This is a genomic window from Proteus sp. CA142267, assembly GCF_003336825.1.
GTDB lineage: Bacteria > Pseudomonadota > Gammaproteobacteria > Enterobacterales > Enterobacteriaceae > Proteus > Proteus terrae.
This window is the reverse complement of record NZ_QPMG01000001.1, coordinates 1,065,936-1,087,818: the sequence shown is the minus strand read 5'-3', so window position 1 is coordinate 1,087,818 and position 21,883 is coordinate 1,065,936. Positions and strand designations below refer to the sequence as shown.

The 21,883-nt window shown below is 37.1% G+C and carries 18 protein-coding genes and 1 riboswitch; of the genes, 13 read left to right on the top strand and 5 right to left on the bottom strand.

Features of this window, described 5'->3' with window-relative positions; all coding sequences use genetic code 11:
• Positions 1–9 precede the first annotated feature (9 nt).
• A complete protein-coding gene (locus C0T34_RS05020; RefSeq protein ID WP_075670703.1) occupies positions 10–837 on the bottom strand; it encodes a MurR/RpiR family transcriptional regulator in 828 nt (275 codons plus the stop codon).
• A gap of 1,038 nt (positions 838–1,875) precedes the next feature.
• Between C0T34_RS05020 and C0T34_RS05010 the strand changes: the two genes are divergently transcribed.
• The 5 genes from C0T34_RS05010 (at position 1,876) to tehB (ending at position 6,488) form a co-directional block, all read left to right on the top strand.
• Positions 1,876–2,430, top strand: coding sequence for a cytochrome b (locus C0T34_RS05010; protein WP_098942151.1), 555 nt, complete (start codon positions 1,876–1,878; stop codon positions 2,428–2,430).
• A gap of 33 nt (positions 2,431–2,463) precedes the next feature.
• Positions 2,464–3,042: a YceI family protein gene (locus tag C0T34_RS05005; protein ID WP_088494888.1), complete on the top strand. Its 579-nt coding sequence runs from the start codon at positions 2,464–2,466 to the stop codon at positions 3,040–3,042.
• Between the two features lie 232 nt (positions 3,043–3,274).
• Positions 3,275–4,360 carry a linear amide C-N hydrolase gene (locus C0T34_RS05000; RefSeq protein WP_098942152.1) on the top strand — a complete coding sequence of 362 codons (1,086 nt, stop codon included), beginning with the start codon at positions 3,275–3,277 and terminating at the stop codon, positions 4,358–4,360.
• A 22-nt stretch (positions 4,361–4,382) separates the two neighbouring features.
• Entirely contained in the window at positions 4,383–5,555 is a 1,173-nt protein-coding gene (locus tag C0T34_RS04995; protein ID WP_098942153.1) for an NAD-binding protein, read from the top strand.
• A 78-nt stretch (positions 5,556–5,633) separates the two neighbouring features.
• Positions 5,634–6,488, top strand: a complete 855-nt coding sequence (gene tehB, locus C0T34_RS04990; protein ID WP_098942154.1) for an SAM-dependent methyltransferase TehB — start codon at positions 5,634–5,636, stop codon at positions 6,486–6,488.
• Between the two features lie 69 nt (positions 6,489–6,557).
• On the opposite strand, the gene clcA is transcribed toward tehB, so the two are convergent.
• The gene (gene clcA, locus C0T34_RS04985) at positions 6,558–7,979 is read right to left on the bottom strand and encodes a H(+)/Cl(-) exchange transporter ClcA (RefSeq protein ID WP_098942155.1); all 1,422 of its coding nucleotides are present in this window, start codon (positions 7,977–7,979) and stop codon (positions 6,558–6,560) included.
• Between the two features lie 195 nt (positions 7,980–8,174).
• Here clcA and C0T34_RS04980 point away from each other — a divergent pair, with 195 nt between their 5' ends.
• Positions 8,175–9,575, top strand: a complete 1,401-nt coding sequence (locus C0T34_RS04980; RefSeq protein ID WP_098942156.1) for a sodium:alanine symporter family protein — start codon at positions 8,175–8,177, stop codon at positions 9,573–9,575.
• Between the two features lie 186 nt (positions 9,576–9,761).
• On the opposite strand, the gene C0T34_RS04975 is transcribed toward C0T34_RS04980, so the two are convergent.
• A complete protein-coding gene (locus tag C0T34_RS04975) occupies positions 9,762–11,243 on the bottom strand; it encodes an aldehyde dehydrogenase family protein (protein ID WP_098942157.1) in 1,482 nt (493 codons plus the stop codon).
• A gap of 493 nt (positions 11,244–11,736) precedes the next feature.
• Between C0T34_RS04975 and hcp the strand changes: the two genes are divergently transcribed.
• From hcp to mgtE, 4 genes are all read left to right on the top strand, one after another.
• A complete protein-coding gene (gene hcp, locus C0T34_RS04970) occupies positions 11,737–13,389 on the top strand; it encodes a hydroxylamine reductase (protein ID WP_109849777.1) in 1,653 nt (550 codons plus the stop codon).
• A gap of 58 nt (positions 13,390–13,447) precedes the next feature.
• Positions 13,448–14,452, top strand: a complete 1,005-nt coding sequence (gene hcr / locus C0T34_RS04965; protein ID WP_098942159.1) for an NADH oxidoreductase — start codon at positions 13,448–13,450, stop codon at positions 14,450–14,452.
• Between the two features lie 270 nt (positions 14,453–14,722).
• Positions 14,723–15,058, top strand: coding sequence for a DUF6694 family lipoprotein (locus tag C0T34_RS04960; protein WP_098942160.1), 336 nt, complete (start codon positions 14,723–14,725; stop codon positions 15,056–15,058).
• A 215-nt stretch (positions 15,059–15,273) separates the two neighbouring features.
• Positions 15,274–15,445: riboswitch (M-box (ykoK) riboswitch) on the top strand.
• Between the two features lie 76 nt (positions 15,446–15,521).
• Entirely contained in the window at positions 15,522–16,595 is a 1,074-nt protein-coding gene (gene mgtE, locus C0T34_RS04955) for a magnesium transporter (RefSeq protein WP_098942161.1), read from the top strand.
• Between the two features lie 70 nt (positions 16,596–16,665).
• On the opposite strand, the gene C0T34_RS04950 is transcribed toward mgtE, so the two are convergent.
• Positions 16,666–17,181 (bottom strand): SprT family zinc-dependent metalloprotease, encoded by a 516-nt coding sequence (locus tag C0T34_RS04950; RefSeq protein WP_138158011.1) that lies wholly within the window; start codon positions 17,179–17,181, stop codon positions 16,666–16,668.
• 105 nt (positions 17,182–17,286) lie between these two features.
• On the opposite strand from C0T34_RS04950, the gene C0T34_RS04945 reads away from it, so the two are divergent.
• Genes C0T34_RS04945 through C0T34_RS04935 form a run of 3 tightly spaced genes read left to right on the top strand, consistent with a single transcriptional unit; the run spans position 17,287 to position 18,472 of the window.
• Positions 17,287–17,610 (top strand): metalloregulator ArsR/SmtB family transcription factor, encoded by a 324-nt coding sequence (locus tag C0T34_RS04945; protein ID WP_036912417.1) that lies wholly within the window; start codon positions 17,287–17,289, stop codon positions 17,608–17,610.
• 3 nt (positions 17,611–17,613) lie between these two features.
• On the top strand, positions 17,614–18,054 hold the full coding sequence (locus tag C0T34_RS04940) for a YeeE/YedE family protein (protein WP_098942163.1): 441 nt from the start codon (positions 17,614–17,616) through the stop codon (positions 18,052–18,054).
• Positions 18,055–18,058: 4 nt separating this feature from the next.
• Entirely contained in the window at positions 18,059–18,472 is a 414-nt protein-coding gene (locus C0T34_RS04935) for a YeeE/YedE family protein (protein WP_098942164.1), read from the top strand.
• Positions 18,473–18,555: 83 nt separating this feature from the next.
• On the opposite strand, the gene bcsC is transcribed toward C0T34_RS04935, so the two are convergent.
• A complete protein-coding gene (gene bcsC, locus C0T34_RS04930) occupies positions 18,556–21,882 on the bottom strand; it encodes a cellulose synthase complex outer membrane protein BcsC (protein WP_109849776.1) in 3,327 nt (1,108 codons plus the stop codon).
• Position 21,883 lies beyond the last annotated feature (1 nt).

Sequence of the window (21,883 nt, the reverse complement as noted above, 5' to 3'; positions counted from 1 at the left end):
TAAAAATCATTAACGTTTTTTTCTAAAAGCAAAAGCGACGGAAATTGCTTGTAGTAAACACATTGTTGACGTTTGAGAACGAAAGGTTTTTATTTGAGCTTCTTTAACTGTTAAACAAACATCGCTTAGACTCGCTAATGGGCTAATTGGACTATCAGTAACAATAATCTGTTTTGCTTCTTTATAAGTCGCCATTTCACACATTTTTTGCATTTCATCTGAATACGGGTGGAAGTGAATGCCAAAGAGCACATCACGATGTGTAATATTTCTCAATTGCTCTTTGTACATCCCACCTAAACTGTTAACAAAAACAGTCTCACAAGGGATATGCGAGAGAGCATGAAAAAAATAACTTGCAGCACTGAATGAGTGATGAAAGCCACAAATATAAATTGTTTCAGCGTGTTCCAGTAATTGTAATGTTTTATTTAACATTTCTCTGTGAGTCTGATTTGCCAATTGTTGCAATGAATGGCTATTTGCTTGCGCAAATTCTTGCAAAATATAGGCAGGCTCATTCAGATTAGGAGGCTCCTCTTTATATTTTTGTTTATAAGTTAAATTTTCATTTTCGTTTACCATTTCATTCATCAGATGGTTTTGAAATAATTGTTTCATTTCATTAAAGCCATTGAAATGAAATGCATTGGCAAAACGAATTAATGTCGATGGAGGAACATTTGCTTTATCTGCAAGGATCGCAATTGTATCAAATGCCACACTGTTTTTATTATCAAGTAGATAATGTGCAACCTGCTGTAGCCTTTTACTTAATCCATTATAGCGGGAGCGAACTTGTTCCTGTAGTTCATTCAGATTTGTTGCAGTAGACATAGTGCCCTCAATAAAAATACTATTGTAATTGTAGTGTTTTTTGCTTGGGATTTGAATGTTTTTAGCTAATAGTAATTAAAATGAAATATAGAGTTAATTCCAAGTAAATGAATAACCTAAAGGTAATTATTTGATGTTTAAAACTCTATTTTATTTATTCTTTATTACTTTTATTATCACTTTGTGAAATTAATTTTCTTTATTTGAAATTAAATGAAATTATTATTTCGTTAAGCTAAGGTGATATTAATAATGATATTGGATTTGTTTGAGTGAATTAACTGTATTTGACATTATTCATTTTATATTATTGGAAATTTAACTTAGATTATTATTTTTATTTACTAATGTTGTCTCTATTTAAAATGTGAAGTGTTTTAATATCTTTGTGCGCGATGATTGATATTTATAATACGACGCTTGTTTTATTTGTTAATGATAGTAATTTATCACTATCTTAATTTAAATTTATTTTTATTGGTTGAAATTTTTATATGCAAAACGATCACCCGTGGATTAATTTATTAATGCACTATTGTCATGATCACTACTCAGAAATGATGCCTGTTATATTTTTTGTTTGTATTGTTGGTATTATTTTTGGTGTTGTACGTGAAATGCGCTGGTTATCCGTTTTTTTTACGATTCCTCTCATCATTATCGTATTTTGTTTAATAAGTTCTAATTTAGAATAAGTGAAAAATACAATTGTTTTTATGGTTGGACAATTGTTTTTATGGTTGGACAATTGTTGTATTGATCTTATTCCGCTTCTTATTTTTACTTCTCTATTTATTTTTTATTATGTATATAAACACCTCCCAATACACCTATCTTATTTTTTTTTGAAAAAAATCTGATCCAACAATGTCATTGATTAGATAATCAACAGAGTGACTAATAAGAGCTCATTACTTATTGATTATTATTGATAATGATAAGCAAATTATTTGTTGAATTATGGACTAACAATTTGCTCTCAATATACTAAACTAGATAACATTATTTTAATGAATTAGAAACTATTGGATTTTTATTATGCAATGGCGAAATAATGTGTCTCGCTATGGGCACTTATCACTCCTTTTACACTGGGGGTCAGCGTTGGCTGTCTATGGCATGTTTGCTTTAGGACTGTGGATGGTAACGTTAGGATATTATGATAGCTGGTATCATTCTGCACCTGAAATACATAAGAGCATTGGTATTCTTTTATTTATTATTCTGATAGTGCGTGTGATTTGGCGTTGGGTCTCACCACCTCCTAAAGCTTTATCAAGTTACAGCCAATTGACTCGCATTAGTGCTCATATTGCACATATGCTTTTATATTTAATCTTATTTTCTATTCTGATTAGTGGTTATTTAATTTCAACCGCAGATGGACAAGCTATATCTGTATTTGATTGGTTTTCTGTACCTGCCATTTTTACAGGGGAAGCCGAACAAGCGGATTTAGCGGGTGATATTCATCTTTATTTAGCTTGGGCAGTGGTTTTGTTATCGCTGTTACATGCTGCTGGTGCTTTAAAACATCATTTTATTGATAAAGATGTCACGTTAAAACGCATGCTAGGAATGCGAACTAAATAATTAAACTTATAAAACGAAATTATGGAGATAACAATGTTTAAGAAAGCTTTATTAGGTTTAACCGCAGGTGCGTTGTTATTTAATGCAAGTACTGCTTTAGCAGCAGATTATGCTATTGATAAACAAGGCCAACACGCATTTGTACAGTTTCGTATCCAACATTTAGGCTATAGCTGGTTATACGGCACTTTTAAAGATTTCGATGGTACATTTAGTTACGATAAAGAAGATCCATCAAAAGACAAAGTTGATGTTGTGATTAAAACAGGAAGCTTAGATACTAATCACGCAGAACGTGATAAGCACTTACGTAGCGCTGATTTCTTTAATGCAAGCAAATATCCTGAAGCTCGATTTGTTTCAACTCAAGTTACTCGTGATGGCGAAAATTATGTAGTTACAGGTGATTTAACATTAAATGGTGTGACTAAACCTGTTTCATTAAATGCAAAATTAATTGGCGAAGGTACCGATCCTTGGAAAGGTTATCGCGCTGGTTTTGAAGCAACAGGTAAAGTGAATCTGAAAGAGTTTAATTTTAAATCAGATTTAGGACCAAAATCACAAGAAGCAGAATTAATTATCTCTGTTGAAGGTGTAAAAAAAGCGTAATTAAATGTTTTTTTTAAGGCAATAAAACCTCTTATTACCTAGACGATTTATAAACCGATACTTTAACGTATCGGTTTTTTTATGCACAATTATGATGAATGATCTTATACTTAAGTAATAATTCTTATTTTTTAATAGGATTAATATTTATGTTGAGGCTTTATCTATTCTAAGTCGGTGCCAAGAAAGGTCATAACAAAGAAGCCATCCATTTGTTTAACAGGAAAGAGTCATAATGAAAAAATTACGCCATACTTTTTTGGGTACTCTACTTATCTCTGGTTTTTTCACAGTAGGTATTACAGATGTTGACGCATGTACTCGGCTTGTTTATTTAGGCGACAATAACCAAATTATCACAGCTCGCTCAATGGACTGGAAATATGATATAGGAACAAATTTATGGGTGTTCCCACAAGGAATGCAACGCTCAGGAGAAGCGGGCGATAACTCGATAAAATGGATATCTAAATATGGAAGCGTGATTGCATCAGGTTATGATATTTCTACGACTGATGGTATGAATGAAAAAGGTTTAGTGGCTAATTTATTGTGGTTGGCGGAATCAGATTATCCAGCGTATACCAAAGAAAGACCGGCGATTTCAATTTCTGCATGGGCACAGTATGTATTAGATAATTTTGCTTCAGTTGAAGAAGCTGTCAATGCATTAGACAGTGAGCCTTTTATTGTATTAACAGATAAAGTTCCTGGACAAGATAGAATGGCAACGTTACATCTCTCGCTTTCAGATGCAACGGGAGATAGCGCCATTATAGAATATATTAATGGTAAGCAAGTGATTCATCATAGCAAAGAGTATCAAGTGATGACGAACTCTCCTATTTTTTCAGAACAATTAGCGTTGAACAGTTATTGGCAACAAATTGGTGGAACTGTGATGTTACCGGGGACTAATCGAGCCTCAGATCGTTTTGCTAGAGCTTCTTTTTATGTGAATGCCATTCCTAAAGCTCAATCGAGTAAAAAATCGCTTGCCAGTGTATTTGGTGTGATCAGAAATGTATCTGTGCCTTATGGGCTAAGTACGGCTGAATCACCAGAAATTTCATCCACACGCTGGAGAACTGTCGCTGATCATAAAAACCAATTATATTTTTTTGAATCAGCATTATCGCCAAATACCTTTTGGGTTAATTTAAAGGAAATTGATTTTTCAAAAGAGAGTGGGAAAGTAATGACATTACCATTAGGTGAAGAGCAGTCGATAATCTATTCTGCAAATGCGACAAGTCATTTTAAACCCGCAGAACCTTTTAGATTTCAAGGATTAGATAATATTCCTTTAAATAACTAGCTGAGTATTTACGATATCTAATATGAAATTATCCGCAATACTGAATGTAATAGAGACATCTAAAGTGACAAGAAAAATGATGTCTTTATTACTTATCTTAAATGGTATTTTTATCATTTACTCTATTTTGCTGTCTCGTGGTATTTATCTGGATTGGGAAATCCATGGGTTTTCAGCATGGCTTAAATCTTTAGGCGTATTAAAACTTCTTGATATACCCAAGGTCATGTTAGCTTGCGCATTGATCTTGCTTTCAATATTTATGTATCTTGGCGCCAGAATTGCGTGGTGTGTCTCTTTGATTTTATTAGCCACCATTATTTTTCTCGATGTTGCTGTTTATCAGCAAATGGATTTTCAATCCTATTTTTCTTTTATTTTAGCGATTGGGCTGTTGATGAGTTGGCGCGCATTTCCGCATCATAGTTTAACTAGTGCTGGCTTTGTGGCTTTTATCTGTATCCTTTCTTTGCTGTTATTCTCAATGCTGGGAAGTCTTTATATTGGTGATGAGTTTAAGCCACATATAACAACGCTGATGGATGCGTTCTATTTTTCTATTGTCTGTATGACGACGCTAGGATTTGGCGATATTGTGCCAGTTAGCACGAATGCACGTATTTTTACTCTTACTGTTGTTATCTTGGGAATAACTGTTTTTACCACGTCCATTGTGTATGTCATGGGATTTCTTGCGCGTGGTACTCGCGATATTGTTAAGAAGAGGATCGCTAAAATGCATAATCATTTTATTATTATTGGTTCATCGGCATTAGCTTCTCAATTAGAAAAAGGGTTAAGAGAGCAAGGGAAACAGGTTATTGCGATTTGCACCGATAAAAGCAAAGCCTCTTATGATGCGCAAGCCAATATTATTGAAGGCGATCCTACTAATCTTAAAACATTACTATCTGCCAATATTGCAAAAGCGAGTTGGGTGGCGACTTTATCTGAAAGTGATGCAGAAAATACCTTTATCTTACTGACTATCCAAGAATGTTCTAATGTTGATGCCAAATTGATCACTATTATTAATCAAGATGAGAATAGAGATAAAATCAGTCGGTTACGCCCAGATATGCTGTTTTCTTTAGCATCATTAGGTAAAGAAATTATGATGAAAGTTTTGTGTGGTGAATCTATTTCTTCATCAGATGTGACTGATTTGCTTTTAAACAAATATTTAAAATCATAATTTTGATAAAACCTTCTTTACGAAAGATAATGATTGCCATAAGATGTATTTAAAATGCATCTTAAGTGAGGTTGAATTATGGAACTTGTAAGTTATAAAACAATGCCTGAGTGGACTCGTACATCCATTCCTTTAGCGTTATTAGAACGTCACAATACAAAGGAAGGCACTTATGCCCAAATGCGGGTATTGCAAGGTAACATGACATTTGTTGTTTTTAATGATGATGGTTCACAGATTTCAGTGGAGTGTGATACTGACAATCAGCCACCTTTAATTCAACCTCAACAGTGGCATAAAATAGATAAAGCGAGCGATGATGTTCGTTGTCAACTCTCTTTTTTATGTGCTCCAGAAGATAAGCTATTTAAAGTAAACGAGTTATCATTACCACATTCTGAAGTACGTTATATGGTAACATTTACCCAGCCTTGTAAGGTGTTAGATTTAGGTGCTGGTCGTGGTCGAAATAGTTTCTATTTGGCATCTCAAGGTTATGATGTAACAGCGTTAGATATTAATGCCTCGCATATTGATGCTATTGAAGCTGTTAAAACCAAAACAGGGTTAGCGGTAAAAAGCGGCTTATATGATATTAATGAAGCTTCACTGACAGATAAATACGATATTATTCTTTCAACTGTTGTCTTGATGTTCTGCCAACGGGAACGTATTGAAAGTATTATTAAAAACATGCAGGAATGTACCAACTCTAATGGTATTAATGTGATTGTTTGCCCTGTTGAAACGCCAAATAGTGATCCTGCTGAAATTCCATTTAAAACCTTTTTACGTCCAAATGAATTAGCTGATTATTATAAAGAATGGGAGATTATTAAATATAATGAAAACCCAGGGCATCTACATAAAACAGATGCAAATGGCAATCGTATCGCCCTAAACTTTGCTACTTTAATCGCACGTAAAAAATAGTTAAGTACAATCATCTCTTTTTAAATACCCCAAATAATTGGGGTATTTTTTTATCTATTTAAGCGAGTTTTATTGTTGTGGTAATTTATCGCTTTTAATATCATCGGCTTGATTTGCTTGTTCTTTTACCTCAGATTTTTGTAATATTCGTTCTAATAAAACGGTATAAATAGGGCGACCACCTAATAGTTGTGCCAACATTGTTGCACCTAAACAGGTAATGATCATCGGTAGGATAAGTTGATAATTATCAGTCATTTCTAACACGAGGACGATCCCTGTTAGAGGTGCTCTTACGGTTGCTGCAAATAAAGCTCCCATTCCAGCAATGGCAAATGTACCAATTTGGATTTGATAATCAGGGAAAAGTAAGGTTGCAGTTAATCCGAAGGCGCTACCAAATAACGTACCTAATGCCAGGGTTGGGGCGAATATACCGCCAGGAGCACCCGAAGCAAAACTGATAATGGATGTTATGGTTCGTAAAACAAAGAAAAGTAATAGGGCGATAAGAGAATATTGCCCTGCGCTTAATGCTGGAATAATACTAAATCCACCACCGGTTATTTCAGGAATAATTAATGCTAATAAGCCACAAAGCCCACCGATGATCCCACCTGTTAAAACAAAACGTGATGTTTTATCTTGATAAAAATGTTGAAACTGGGTTTGAACATAAAAAAGTAATTTACTAAAAATAACGCCAATAACACCAAATAACATTCCTAAAACTAAATACAACCAGAGTGTGTTTAGTGGTGCAGATGAAAACTTACCGATATGAATAACACCACCTTCACCATTAAATAGGCGAAAAACAATGCAAGACATAATAACGCCAATAAATACCGCTTTAATTGAAATAAGGCTGTATTTAAATTGAGGACGCATCTCTTCAATAATAAATAAAATACCAGCCAGAGGGGCATTAAAAGCCGCGGTTAATCCTGCGGCGGCTCCGGTAGCTAATAGAGTATGGCGCGACTCTTTATCTTTTACTCGAGAAATATCATTTACGAGCTGGCCGATATTGGCACCCAATTGTACTGTTGGGCCTTCTCGTCCTAATACCATACCAGAACCTAACGTCCCAATACTGGCAATAAATTTTACAGGTAATACTCGCCACCAACGAACAGGGCGAATATCTATCATGGCACCTTCAATTTCAGGTATTCCTGATCCCCCTGATTCGGGTGAAAATTTCTTGACTAAATAGTATCCCAGCATTGCCAGAATAGAGGAAAAAAGTAATGTACAGATCGCTAGAATATAAGGATTAGTAAAGGTTTTAATAAACTCTTCTTGTCGAAAATGAATCACCCAACTAACACTTTTTTCAAATAAAACACCCACTAGCCCAGCCAAAGAGCCGACTACAGCGGACAATAACAGGATCTTTAGTGGTGCAAGATTGGTTTCTTGCGCTTTTCTGAACAGATTAAAGCGTCGCTCATTTTGGCTGTTTTGTACTGATTTATGATTATGCATAACTTTGATTGAAGTATTGTAACGATGAACCTAATGATAGCGTAATTTAATAATGAAGTGATATTTCTCACATAACTAAGCCAATTTTAGAGTTAGTTGTTTTTTTTTCTAGCATATTTTCCCTTTTTCATCTTTAGTGTAATTGATAACAAAAAATACATATTTAGATAACATTTGGACGAAAAAGGGTAAATTATGGATTTCATCACAAATATATTAAGCGCTATAAATGGCGTGGTATGGGGAGTTCCGATGCTTGTCGGCATTCTCGGTATCGGCCTTTTTATGCAGTTTCGACTTGGATTTTTACCTATTAGGAAGTTAGGAACAGGCTTTAAGCTTTTATTTGAAAAAAATGACAAAAGAGGTGAAGGGCAAATATCGCCATTTAATGCCTTAATGACCGCGCTTTCTGCCACTATAGGAACTGGTAATATTGCCGGTGTTGCAACAGCTGTTGTCTTAGGTGGCCCCGGTGCATTGTTTTGGATGTGGATGACCGCATTAGTGGGAATGGCAACCAAATATTCAGAAGCCGTGCTTGCTGTACGTTTCCGTGAAGTTGATAAATACGGAAACTATGTCGGTGGGCCAATGTATTACATCAAAAATGGCTTAGGTAAAAATTGGGTTTGGTTAGGTACTGTTTTTGCTGTTTTTGGTAGTTTTGCGGGTTTTGGTATTGGTAACACAGTACAAGCAAACTCTGTCGCTGATGTACTGGAAAGTAACTTTGGTATTTCGACAACAATAACCGCTATTGTGCTCGTTGTTTTAGTCGGAGCCGTACTCATTGGAGGCATTAAGCGTATTGCTGATGTTGCCGGTAAATTAGTTCCTATTATGACCGTTGGCTATTTTGGTGCAGGCATTATTGTTCTCGCACTGAATGCGACTGCGATCCCAGATGCAATTGTCCTTATTGTTAAATCTGCGTTTACACCTGTTGCTGCTCAAGGTGGTTTCGCAGGGGCAGCTGTTTGGGCTGCGATCCGCTTTGGTGTAGCGCGTGGTGTTTTCTCAAATGAAGCAGGATTGGGTAGTGCGCCAATTGCCCATGCGACAGCAAAAACACAAAATCCTGTTCGCCAAGGTTTGATTGCGATGTTGGGGACTTTTATTGATACCATCATCGTCTGTTCTGTTACAGGATTAACCATTGTTATTACAGGACAATGGCTAACAGGGCAAAGTGGAGCAACATTAACCGCTGCATCATTCTCTATCGCTATTCCGGGTGGTAACTATATTGTGGCAATTGCATTAGCTATTTTTGCCTTTACCACCATTTTAGGCTGGAGTTTTTACGGTGAAAAATGTGTGCAATATCTTTTTGGACCTAAAGCGATTATGCCATTTAGGGTTGCATGGCTAATTGCGTTACCAATTGGTGCGACACAATCGTTAGAGTTTGTGTGGTTGTTAGCCGATACACTCAATGCAATGATGGCTATTCCTAACTTAATTGCATTAGCTTTATTAAGTCCCGTTGTTTATCGCTTAACAAGAGATCATATAAAAGATGTTAATGCCGATAATATTGAATTAGATAAAGAAACTCACTCAGTAAGTAAAAAAGAAGCCGAAGCAGAGTAACTCGTTCTTACTTATTGGCTAACAACACAACATAAAACCGCATGCTTTATCGCGATAAGTATGCGGTTTTTTTATGGTAATAACGTAAGGGGGAGAAATTACAGATAATAAAAAGCCTTCTGGGGAGAAGGCGAAGAGATGAGTATAGATATTATCTTTATAAGAATTTAGAAAAGAGAGAAAATCTTATTCTTTCATACTGATGAAGATGTTTTTCACTTGGCTATAAGCATCTAACATCATTTTATGTGTTTCACGTCCTAAACCTGATTTCTTGTAGCCCCCAAAAGGTGCGTGAGCAGGGAGTTCGTGATAAGTGTTAACCCACATACGACCGGTTCTTACTGCTTTTGCAACTCGTAAGGCACGGTTAATATCTTGAGTCCAAACACCACCACCAAGGCCATATTCAGAGTCATTCGCCATTTCGATCACTTCATCTTCATTATCGAATGGAATAACACATAACACAGGTCCAAAAATTTCTTCTCGGGCAACACGCATTTGGTTTGTTGCGTTGATGATGATGGTTGGACGAACAAAGAAGCCGTCATCATAACCTTCACCAGTAATACGCTCACCACCAGTTAAAACAGTTGCACCTTCTTTTTTCGCGAGTTCAACGTAGCCTAAGATGGTATCCATTTGATCTTGGCTAACTTGTGTACCCATTTGTGTATTCGGGTCAAGTGGATCGCCGACACGAATACTCTCAAATTCAGTTTTTAATGCTTTCAAAAATTCATCATGAATATCTTTATGTAAGAACAAACGTGAACCTGATTCACAAGCTTGTCCTTGGTTCATCAATATTGCCAATGCTGAATATTTGACTGCTTTTTTCATGTTCGCATCAGGGAACACGATATTGGCTGATTTACCGCCTAGTTCCAATGTTGCTGGAACCATTTTTTTTGCTGCGGCTTCTGCTACGGTATAACCCACATTGGTAGAGCCAGTAAATGCAAGTTTATCAATATCTTCGTGCTCTAAAATAGCTTGTCCTACAACAGATCCGCGTCCGGTAACAATATTAATCACACCCGCTGGTAATATTTCATTTAAAATACGACCTAGTTCTAATAATGAAAGGGAAGTCAGTGTTGCTGGGTTAATAACCACTGTGTCACCCGCTGCAATCGCTGGTGCCAATTTCCATGCCGCCATTAATAATGGGAAGTTCCACGGAATAATTTGACCCACGACACCAATAGGTTCGCGAATAACAAGGCTAATGGTATTTTCGTCTAGGACGGCACTTTCATCGGTATGAGAGCGTATCACGCCTGCAAAATATCGAAAATGGTCAATAGAGGCAGGTAAATCTATGTTTTTCGACTCATTGAGTGGCTTACCATTATCTAATGACTCAATCCAAGCAAAGCGTTCTTGTTCTTGCTCTAAGCGATCTGCGATTTTTAATAAGAGGGCTTGACGCTCAGCAGGTGACGTTTTACTCCATGTTTTGAATGCATTACGTGCAGCACTGACTGCGCGTTCAACATCTTCAGCACTACCAGATTGGTATTCACTTAATAATTCACCAGTAGCTGGGCTATAGGTTTTCGTTGTTTTTTGCGATGTGCTAGATACCCATTCTCCTCCAATTAGCATTTTATAACTTTCTAGAGGACGAAATTCTGATGGAACATTATTTAATTTAATCATTTTTAATCTCCAATGTAGGGATGAGCATCATTCAAATGTGTAGTTTCATTTCGTAATACTCGTGCTAATAACATATCTCAATTGAAATAATTTGATTAGCTATTGATGCAATAGGTGATATTAACTATAAAAAATAGTAATGAATATTACTGACTTAACAAAAATGGATAAACTTAATCGTTTCATCTCTCAGTATTTATATGATTAAACAAAAAATAACCGTCAAAAATCCTTAAACATTCCTTCTTATTTAGTCATCATCGGCACAATGCAATAGCGCTCTCTTTTTTGAGAAAATTATTTTGAGGCTTAAGCAAAATCAAAGGATAAAAAAGGGATATTAAAAAATTTGCTAGAAATTGCGTTAGATCAAACAACATTTAAATTGTTCAATATTGCACTTTCGCTCTTATAAAAATGGCGTATTCTTATGTTGCATCTGTAATGCAACTTATAAAAATAAAGCGTTATCTTTTATTAGAAGGAATACGATATGTATTGTGTGCAATGTGAACAAACAATGAAAACGCCTGTAGGTAATGGTTGTGCCTATGCGCAAGGTATGTGTGGTAAAACAGCAGAAACTTCAGATCTTCAAGATTTACTCGTTGCAGTATTAGAAGGACTTTCAGCGTGGGCTTTGGCAGCGCGTAGTGTCGGTATTATTGATCATGATGTAGATAGCTTTGCTCCTCGTGCTTTTTTCTCTACGTTAACTAACGTCAACTTTGATTCTGATCGTATTGTCGGTTATGCGAAAGAAGCTATCTATTTCCGTGAAAGCTTGAAATCTCGTACTTTAGCGAAAAATGCAGCAATTCAAGTCACTAACCCAAGAGCTGAAATTCAATTAGCGGGTAGCGATTTAGACAGCTTACAAAAACAAGCTCAACTTTTTGCTTTAAATGCAGATAAAGCGCAAATCGGTGATGATCTTCATGGATTACGTATGCTGTGCCTGTATGGCTTAAAAGGGGCGGCGGCTTATATGGAGCACGCGCATGTTTTAGGTCAGTATGATAATGAAATTTATGCAGAATATCACCGTTATATGGCGTGGTTAGGTACTGATCCTTCGGATATGAATGAGTTGTTAGAAAATGCAATGGGTATTGGTCAAATGAACTTTCGCATTATGGCCATTCTTGATAAAGGCGAAACTCAAGCTTACGGCAACCCAACACCCGTTACTGTTAACGTGCGCCCTGTTGCAGGTAAAGCTATTTTAATTTCAGGTCATGACCTGAAAGATTTGCAAATGCTTCTTGAGCAAACTGAAGGTAAAGGGATCAACATTTATACTCATGGTGAAATGTTACCTGCTCATGGTTACCCAGAACTTAAAAAATACAAACACTTAGTGGGTAATTACGGAAGTGGTTGGCAGAATCAGCAAATTGAGTTTGCGAAATTCCCTGGCCCTGTATTAATGACTTCAAACTGTATTATTGATCCAAATGTAGGTAATTACGGTGACCGTATTTGGACACGTAGTATTGTTGGTTGGCCGGGTGTGAAACATATTACTGGTGATGACTTCTCTGAAATGATTGAACAAGCACAATCATTAGAAGGTTTCCCATACAATGAAATTGAGCATTTAATTACTGTCGGTTTCGGTCGTGAAACACTATTAAATGCCGCTGATACTGTGATTGATTTAGTCTCACAGAACAAATTACGTCATGTTTTCTTGGTGGGTGGTTGTGATGGTAGCCGTGGTGAACGTAGTTACTACACCGATCTTGCAAGAGAAATTCCACAAGATTGTTTAATTATGACCTTGGCGTGTGGTAAATACCGTTTCAATAAACTGGATTTCGGTACTTTAGAAGGCTTACCTCGCTTACTTGATGTGGGTCAGTGTAACGATGCTTACTCAGCGATTATGCTAGCTGTTAACCTTGCTGAGAAATTAGGTTGTGGTGTGAATGATTTACCACTGTCTTTAATTCTCTCTTGGTTCGAGCAAAAAGCGATTGTTATCTTATTGACTCTGCTTTCATTAGGCGTGAAAAACATTTATACCGGTCCAACAGCACCAGCGTTCTTAACTGACAATCTGCTAGCGGTATTAAATGAGAAATTTGGTATGCGCTCTATTACTACACCAGAACAAGATCTTAAAGATATTCTTTCTGCTTAATGTTTTAAATTCATTATCATTACCGAAGCCTACGGGCTTCGGTGAAGGATCAATATCCATGACGATGCCTACTTCTCTTTGTCCTAATCGTATGCAAGTTCACTCTATTCATCAGGAAACACCTGAAGTGTGGACGCTAAATTTAATTAATCATGACTTTTATTCTTATAAACCAGGTCAATTTGCACTGGTGAGTATCAATAATAGTAATGAAACAATGCGCGCTTATACCATTTCATCTTCTCCGGGGTTAAGCCCATTTATCACTTTAACCGTTCGTCGTATAGAAAATGGCGTGGGTTCAGGCTGGTTAACATCACAAGTAAAACCAGGTGATTATCTTTGGTTATCTGATGCTCAGGGTGAGTTTACTTGTGCAGATAAAGAAGGTGCGCGCTATTTAATGTTGGCGGCAGGATGTGGTGTGACACCGGTTATGTCGATGACACGTTGGTTGTTAAATAATCAACCTAAAGCGGATATCACGGTTATTTTTAATATTCGCGAGCAAAGCCAGTTTATTTTTGAGAAAGAGTGGATCGAATTAGCAAATGCATATCCATATAATCTCAATTTTATCATGATGCCAAAATTGCCTGATAATAAAGGGTTATTTAGTGGGCGCATTTCTCAAGAAAAATTAGCTGCATTAGTCCCTGATATTGCGAGCCGTACTGTCATGTGCTGTGGTCCAAATAGCTATATGGAAGACACAGGACGTTTTGCAAGAAATCTTGGTGTACCTGCTGAGAATATCTTTATGGAACGTTTTGGTGATGAGCCTGTTTGTGTTGATGAAAACGAACAATTAACCATGACTATTCGTCACCCATTATCACAAATTAAAGTTCCTGTTGGTGTAACTTTATTATCGGCAATGGAAGAAAATAAAGTTCCTGTCTTTGCTGCTTGTCGTGCAGGAGTTTGCGGTAGTTGTAAAACTCGCATTGCGAGTGGTGATTATGATGTCAGCAGTACCAGTACATTAACGCCTGAAGAGATAGCTCAAGGTTATGTCTTAGCATGTAGCTGTCGTTTAAAAGGAGATGTTGAGCTCGCTTAACCTCTTTTTATTAAGTATTTCCTTCTATTTTCCTGTTTTTTTACCCTGTTAATTTATTAACAGGGTTTTTTATGCCTATTCCTCCCATTAAAAAAACGAATAATCTGGAAAATGCTTCCCTTCATTTTAAATTAAAGACGGTTTTTATTTATTCAGAATAATAAAAATATTGGAAATGATGACTCATTAAAAATATATTTTAGTTAGTGGGGAGTTTCCTTATAAACATTCTGCTATTATTTAAACTATTGACTGGGTAAGGGGGGATATATGAAAAAATTGTTAGTTATTTGTTTATTTAGTGTCATGTTATCTGGCTGTGAAAAACCTCAACAAACCCTTGATGGCTCTAATGTAGAATCGCTACGTATCTCAATTGTTGAAATGCGCAATTCACTCCCCCTTGATGAACAAACGCGTTTTGATGAAGCAATAGAATTAGCTATTCTTAATGATATTAATTTTAATGATTTAGTTATCGCAGGGAGTCATAAAAATGCGGATATTATCACTCGTAAAATGTGCCAATCATTAGATGGTAAAACGGTAAAAGAGATATTTTTGCAAGCAGAAGAAATAAGAGTGCAAAAATTAGCATTTAAATAATCAATTAATAAACAAATTCCTTCTTACTATACGATTTTAACTTTCGTAGGAAATCTTCATTTCTTTTTTATATATTAATTTCTAATGGAATTATATTATTTAATTGTATAATGAATATCGTGGGTTATTTTTCAATAGAACTTAAACAAAATCGTTATCGTGCTTTTCATTATATTGTGAATGGTTATAATGCGCGCCGCATTCGCAAGAAAAGTGCAGTATCTCGTTAGGCGAGGCTCCTATACAAACACAGGTTACTGATCTGACGACGTCGAGAGACGCCCAAGATTAGGACAGGATATATCGACCGAAGGTATATCCCCATGTAACTTCCAGTATTCATCGGATACGTTGTATAGTGCTAAAACCGAGACGTGTAGATAGCTTTTGCATTCTCGCTTCTGGTTTCGCCCCTATGGAGAACTGATTTGCTAAACACAAACAGTAATAGGGAACCACAAAAATGAAATTCAATACTCAAAACAAAATGGATGCTGTATTAGTTGCAGATGCATCCTTAAACACACCTAAAAACAACTCAACTCAAGACCAATACAATCGTTTAAAAGATGATGCAACTGTTAGCGCATATATGAGCCAGTCCTATATCGCTGTTTCTGTCGCTGATTCTGTTGAAAATGTGAAAGCTCAATTGGTTAATGATTTAAAAGATGAATTAATTCCAACCTATTTATATGTGGTGGATAAAGATAACTATCTAAATGGGATTTTGCCTGTTAAATCATTATTAACAGCTGCGAATGATCTGTTTGTCTCTGATGTGATGCGTCAAACCTTTTTTTCTGTTTCACCAGAACAGAATCGACATGATGTTTATCAACTGATTAGCCATAGCGGTTTAGACAGCGTACCGGTGATGCATTTTGGAAAGTTAGTCGGTGTTTTACGTCCTCAAGATATTGCTGAATTAATTGAAGATGAAAATACACTGGATGCACAAATGCAGGGTGCAACCTCACCTTTAGAGCAGCCTTATTTAGAAACCAGTCCGGTGACATTATGGCGTAAACGTGTTGTCTGGTTATTGATGCTGTTTGTGGCAGAAGCGTATACCAGCACGGTATTACATGCCTTTGAAGACAGATTAGAAGCTGCGATTTCATTAGCTTTCTTTATTCCATTGCTAATTGGTACAGGTGGGAATAGTGGTACACAGATCACCTCAACATTAGTACGAGCTATGGCATTAGGGGAAGTGAGCTTACGTAATGTTTGGTCTGTATTAAGAAAAGAGATAACCACATCCATAATGGTCGCACTAACTATGGGTATTGCCGGTTTTGTGCGTGCTTGGTTCTTAGGTGTGGGTATGGAAGTGATGATTGTTGTTGGCTTAACACTCATTTCAATCACTGTTTGGAGTGCGATTGTTTCGTCTGTAATTCCAATGGTATTAAAGCGTTTAGGTATTGATCCTGCGGTTGTCTCAGCACCGTTTATCGCGACCTTAATTGATGGTACAGGTCTTATTATTTACTTTGAAATCGCATCTCATGTGATGAGCGAGTTTGCTTAATACAATCCCACATATTTATTCTCAAGATAAAGCCGATGTGACTTAATCAACACATCGGCTTTATTTTTATCTACACAAGTTCGTGTTCTATAAATTGCAAAATTGACTGACAATGACGGCAACGATATTGAGTTTCACCACGTAATACCTTGTTATGACGTCGAATTGTAAGTTGATGTTCTTCTTCACATTGGCAAGCATAAGGAAAGGTCTTAGCTTTAACTGCGCTGACATCAAAATGATGAGTACGTTTAGCTGAAACTTGTAATACAGTTTCCATCATCCATTTCCACTCTTTCCCATGAGGTGCTACACGACCAAAATGGCGATTAACTAATAAATGCGCTAATTCATGAGGAATAACTTCTTCAATAAAATTCTGTTTATTTTCAATCAATAATGTAGGATTAATACGGATTTCCCAATTTGCATAATAGGCACTGCCTGCAATAGTTCCTCTCTGATTATAATGTAGAGTAGGTTCTGGGTAATTTGTATTAAGATAAAGATTAGCCTGCTGCAATTTTTCACGCAGTGTTCGCATAACGCTTTGCACTAAGGCAATGGGGACTCTTACCGTTTTCATGTTACAGAGCATATAGCGCCTTATACAAACACGCAATAAAAAGAAAACTTGCACAATATATAAATTAACATATTATTAAAAAGTATATTGATTATGGAGTTTACCATGACACAACGAGTTCAACCTGATTTATTAGATGCAATGAAATTGGCGGCTAATGAAGCGTCTAGCATGCTTAAGACGCTAGGAAATGGCGATCGCCTCTTATTATTGTGTCAGTTAAGTCAGGGCGAAAAAAGTGTGAGTGAGTTAGAAGAGAGTTTAGGTATTCGTCAACCGACACTTTCTCAACAACTAACCGTTTTGCGCAATGAAGGGTTAGTGAATACTCGTCGTGATGGAAAACGTATCTTTTATTCTATTGCTGATGAAAAAGTTCTTGTGCTACTCAATACGCTTTATCAGCTTTATTGTCCGATAGCAGGTTAATTTATGAATATAGATTGGGTTCACTTTACGCCTTTAAGTGCGGCAATTGGTGGGCTTATGATAGGTGCAGCTGCCGCTATTTTACTGTTATTTAATGGTCGCATTGCCGGAATAAGCGGTATTTTAGGTGGTGTGTTATCAATAAAACAGCAAGGAAATGGTTGGCGTTGGGCATTTTTACTTGGCATGCTAATCGCACCTACACTGTTTTATTTTTTTGATAAACCTTTATCACCTGTGATTGAAACGTCACCTTGGATGCTAATTATTGCCGGGGTGCTGGTGGGAGCAGGCACTCGTTTAGGTAATGGTTGCACTAGCGGTCATGGCATTTGTGGGTTAGCTCGATTATCACGTCGCTCGATGGTGGCAGTTATAGTCTTTATGGTGACTGCATTTATTACCGTTTATATTCAGCGCCACGTAATAGGAATAGGAGGCTAAGAAAATGACTAAGTTTGTTGCTTTTCTTTGTGGTCTTCTATTCAGTGCAGGATTGATTGTTGGTGGAATGAGCAATCCGCAAAAAATTCTAGGTTTTCTGGATATTACGGGAAACTGGGACCCTTCTTTATTGATCATTATGGGGGCAGGATTGGTTGTCAGTGTGATTGGTTACCAATTAACACGTCGTAGACAACAAAGTATTTTAGCGTGCCCTTTAAATATTCCAACCAATAAAGTGATTGATAAACCATTAGTGTTGGGCAGTGTATTATTTGGTCTTGGTTGGGGATTAGCTGGAATTTGCCCGGGGCCTGGTTTGGTATTAGCAGGTGCTGGATTTTATCAAGGTATTTTATTTGTCCTTGCCATGATAGTGGGTTGGTTGCTAGTTGGGCTTTTTCGTAAAACGCAATAATGACAACTTGCTATCATAACTTTAGCGAAAATGTTAAACGGGAAGCCTGTGCTTCCCGTTTGTGTATTTAATACATTTGAGCGTTATTTAAAATCTGCATAAGGAATAAGAGGATTTGGCGGTAAATCTAAATCACCATTCCAACCATCAAATGAATAACGTAAGTACATTAATGCATGGCTTGGGGTATAGTTTTTTGCTTGTTGAATATCAATAGCCGCACCAATAAACCAATGCGGTGTAATTCGATGCTCAACTAATGCTCTTGCGGTATAACCAAAACCATTGCTGGAGTCTCCTTCATCAACAGCATCACGCTCTTGATAATAAAGCCTCATCATCTCTTCTCGATCTTCAGGGCTAAGTCCATTTAGATAGCGATTGAATTTATCGGGAGAAATGAGATTTTGTAAAGGATAGCGCTTTCTGTCATCTGTTTGGGAGTAAGACCAAGAAAGAGAGCCTGATAATTCCCAAGACCAATTTTCAGTGCGTTCACGATAATTAATCGGGATACCTAAAGAGACATATTTTTGAGGGCTATAATAACCACCTTGACCTAAAGTGTATCCGCTTAAGTCTTTATCATAATGCCAAAGCATTGTGCTTAATCCCACGGAAACGCGGCGATTGTTCTCATTGATAAGTTTGTAATAGTAGCCACCCATTCCTCGAACACTGCTATTATCTTCAACGTTTTTACCCGTCAGTTTATCAATAGAAACTTCGCCCCAATAACCATCTTTTCCACCTAAGTCATAGCTTGCGCTTAAACGAATGCCGGTTCTTCTCACTCCGCCCCATATTTGGTTAGTCCAAATATCTCGTTGACCAGCAAAAGCCAGTTGAGAGCTATTAACTGGACGACGGTGAATATCAAGTGTCCAGCCAACATTAAAAAGATCATGACTATAGGCGATTCTACCGACCCAATCAGTTACCTCGAAACCCAGTGGTGTTGTACCAAGATCCCATCGCCATTGATCATTTTCCCAGCCGATTGCCGGGCTAACACCAAAGGATTTCTGCTCTAACGGGAAACAGCCAGTACGATAACAAGTCCCAAATTTAGAATCATAAGGTGATGCATCCAGTTTACCACTGCTGAGATTAACTAAGTCTGCCCGCCAAAAGAAACGACCATCATAAACAGGGTGATCGAGTTGTAACATTGTGGTGTGAGCGCGTAGTTTCGAATAGCCTTCGCTACCACTAGAGCCCCAATAATCATGTTCAAGAGTAAAATGCCACTCTTGTTGACGATAAAGAGAGTGAGCGTCAGCTCGTAGGCTTCGAGATAACCAGTTATCTTTTTCGTCATTACGCATTAATGTGGTGTACTCAATATTATCTTTTGGCAACCTATCTGTTATTCCATCCTTGATCATCGCTTGTTGATAATAATAGTGAGCTTGTTGACGATGTTGCCCATCACGCTGAAAACGAGCAATATCGCGTAATATTAAAGGATCAGCACTGTCCGGCTCTGTTTCAATTTGTTGTGCCAAGTAAGCGAAATAGTGTTGCGCTTTTTCTGTATTACCTACCTCTTTTTCTGCATTGGCGACACGTCTAATAGAGTTGCTATTAAACTGGTTGGGTGAAAGTGTTTCTATTTTCGCAAGATAGTATTTTGCCTGAGATTCTTGTCCTTGTTCCAAGGCAATATCTGTTGCACCTAATAATGCCGTTTCATTATTAGGTTCTAGGTTTAGTGCGGTATGGTAATAACTTAAGGCTTGTTCAAGATTATTTCGCTCTTGAGCCCAGTTCGCTAGTAGTAAATAGGTCTGAATTTTCTGCTCTGGCGGAATATGAGCAAAAAGATAATCAACAGCTTGTTGTTCTTGTCCTTTTGCGCGTAGAGACTCTGCATGCACTAATATTTCACCAAAACGTAATCGACTATCTAACGCTTTCATACTCTCACTTCGTTGAGACAAAGGAATTGCTTTTAGCGTATCGAGTGCTTGAGTTTCTCGCCCTGTTTTATTGAGATATAGCGCATAGGCGTAAAGACGAGATGGATCATTAGGGAGACGGCGATTAAGTTGATTAAAATACTCTTCAGCTTCAGAGATTTGTTGAGTTATTAATAAATCATCAGTAAGGCGATAAATATTCCAAACATCATTAGGATAATCTTTAGCGATTGCCTTACGTTTTTCAATCGCACTAAGGTATTGCTCTTTATGTTCATCATCAGCGGCTAAATCTTGTCTTATGCCAGAGATAATATAGCCATAATCTTCTGCCAAATTTTTATATTGTCTTGGCGTTAAGTTATTAATAAATTGTTGAGCTTTATTATGTGACTGTTGGCGATAAAGTTTTGCGAGACTATGTAAAGTCGCGGGGTGATTGGGTTGATATTTTAAGGCTTGTAAATAATGGCTTTCAGCAACATCCAATTGGTGCAGTGCAACGGCAATGTTACCTAAACCAATATAAGGCTCACTTTCATAAGGACTTAACTTATTGAGTTGGTTAAAATATCGTTCAGCTAATTCATAATTTTGTTTTAAGAGTGCTTCATCACCTTTTGAAAGCAGATGCCAATATTGATTAGCCTGCAACATGGCTCGCCATTGACCGCTATTATCATGATTAGGTGATAATTTCAGGGCTTGTGAAAGATAATAAATAGCCACACCACGTTGATTTGCGCGAGAATAACGCACACCCAATGCACCTACAACATCCGCATTATCAGGCTGTTGTCGTGCTTTTTGTTTTAAGGTCGCAATAGGCAATGAGGCAACCTCTGTTTTAGATTTTACAGAGGAAACCGTACTGGTTGTGCTTGTTGCAACCGTCGATTTTATTGTGGATTGTTGCCGATAGAGACTGGCTAGTTTCGCATTCTGAGGATATTGGCGATAAATATTATTAAGTCTATCTACCTTATCATCATGGGAAGATTGCATAAGCACTTGAATATATTCCAGTGCTAAAGTCTCATCTGGTGGCATTCCTCGATAAATTTCATCGTATAAATTTAGTGCATCATCATAGCGTCCAGCTGTACGGTAAAGTTGAGCTCGCTGTAATTTTTGCCGATTAACATCCGTTGTCAGTGATAAGGTTTTTATTGCACGTTGATATTGCTCTGATTGAGGAAACTGAGTACCTAATTGAGTAAATAGCTGTTGTGCTTTTGCATTATCTTTCTGTTTAACGGCAAACTGAATTTGCATTAATAAGATATTAGGATCATTGGGTTTAATTAACGCTAAACGATGCAACGATTGAGCCATTAAAGCTTCATTTCCCATGGACGTTCCTAATCTCACTTGCTCTTGTAAAAAGGCTTCCGTTGTCTCTTCGCTGGCTTGCGTGACAGGCAAAATGCCTGTCAGCAAAAAGAGAGCGATAACAGAGTGGCGATGTGTGTGACCAAATTGCCACATA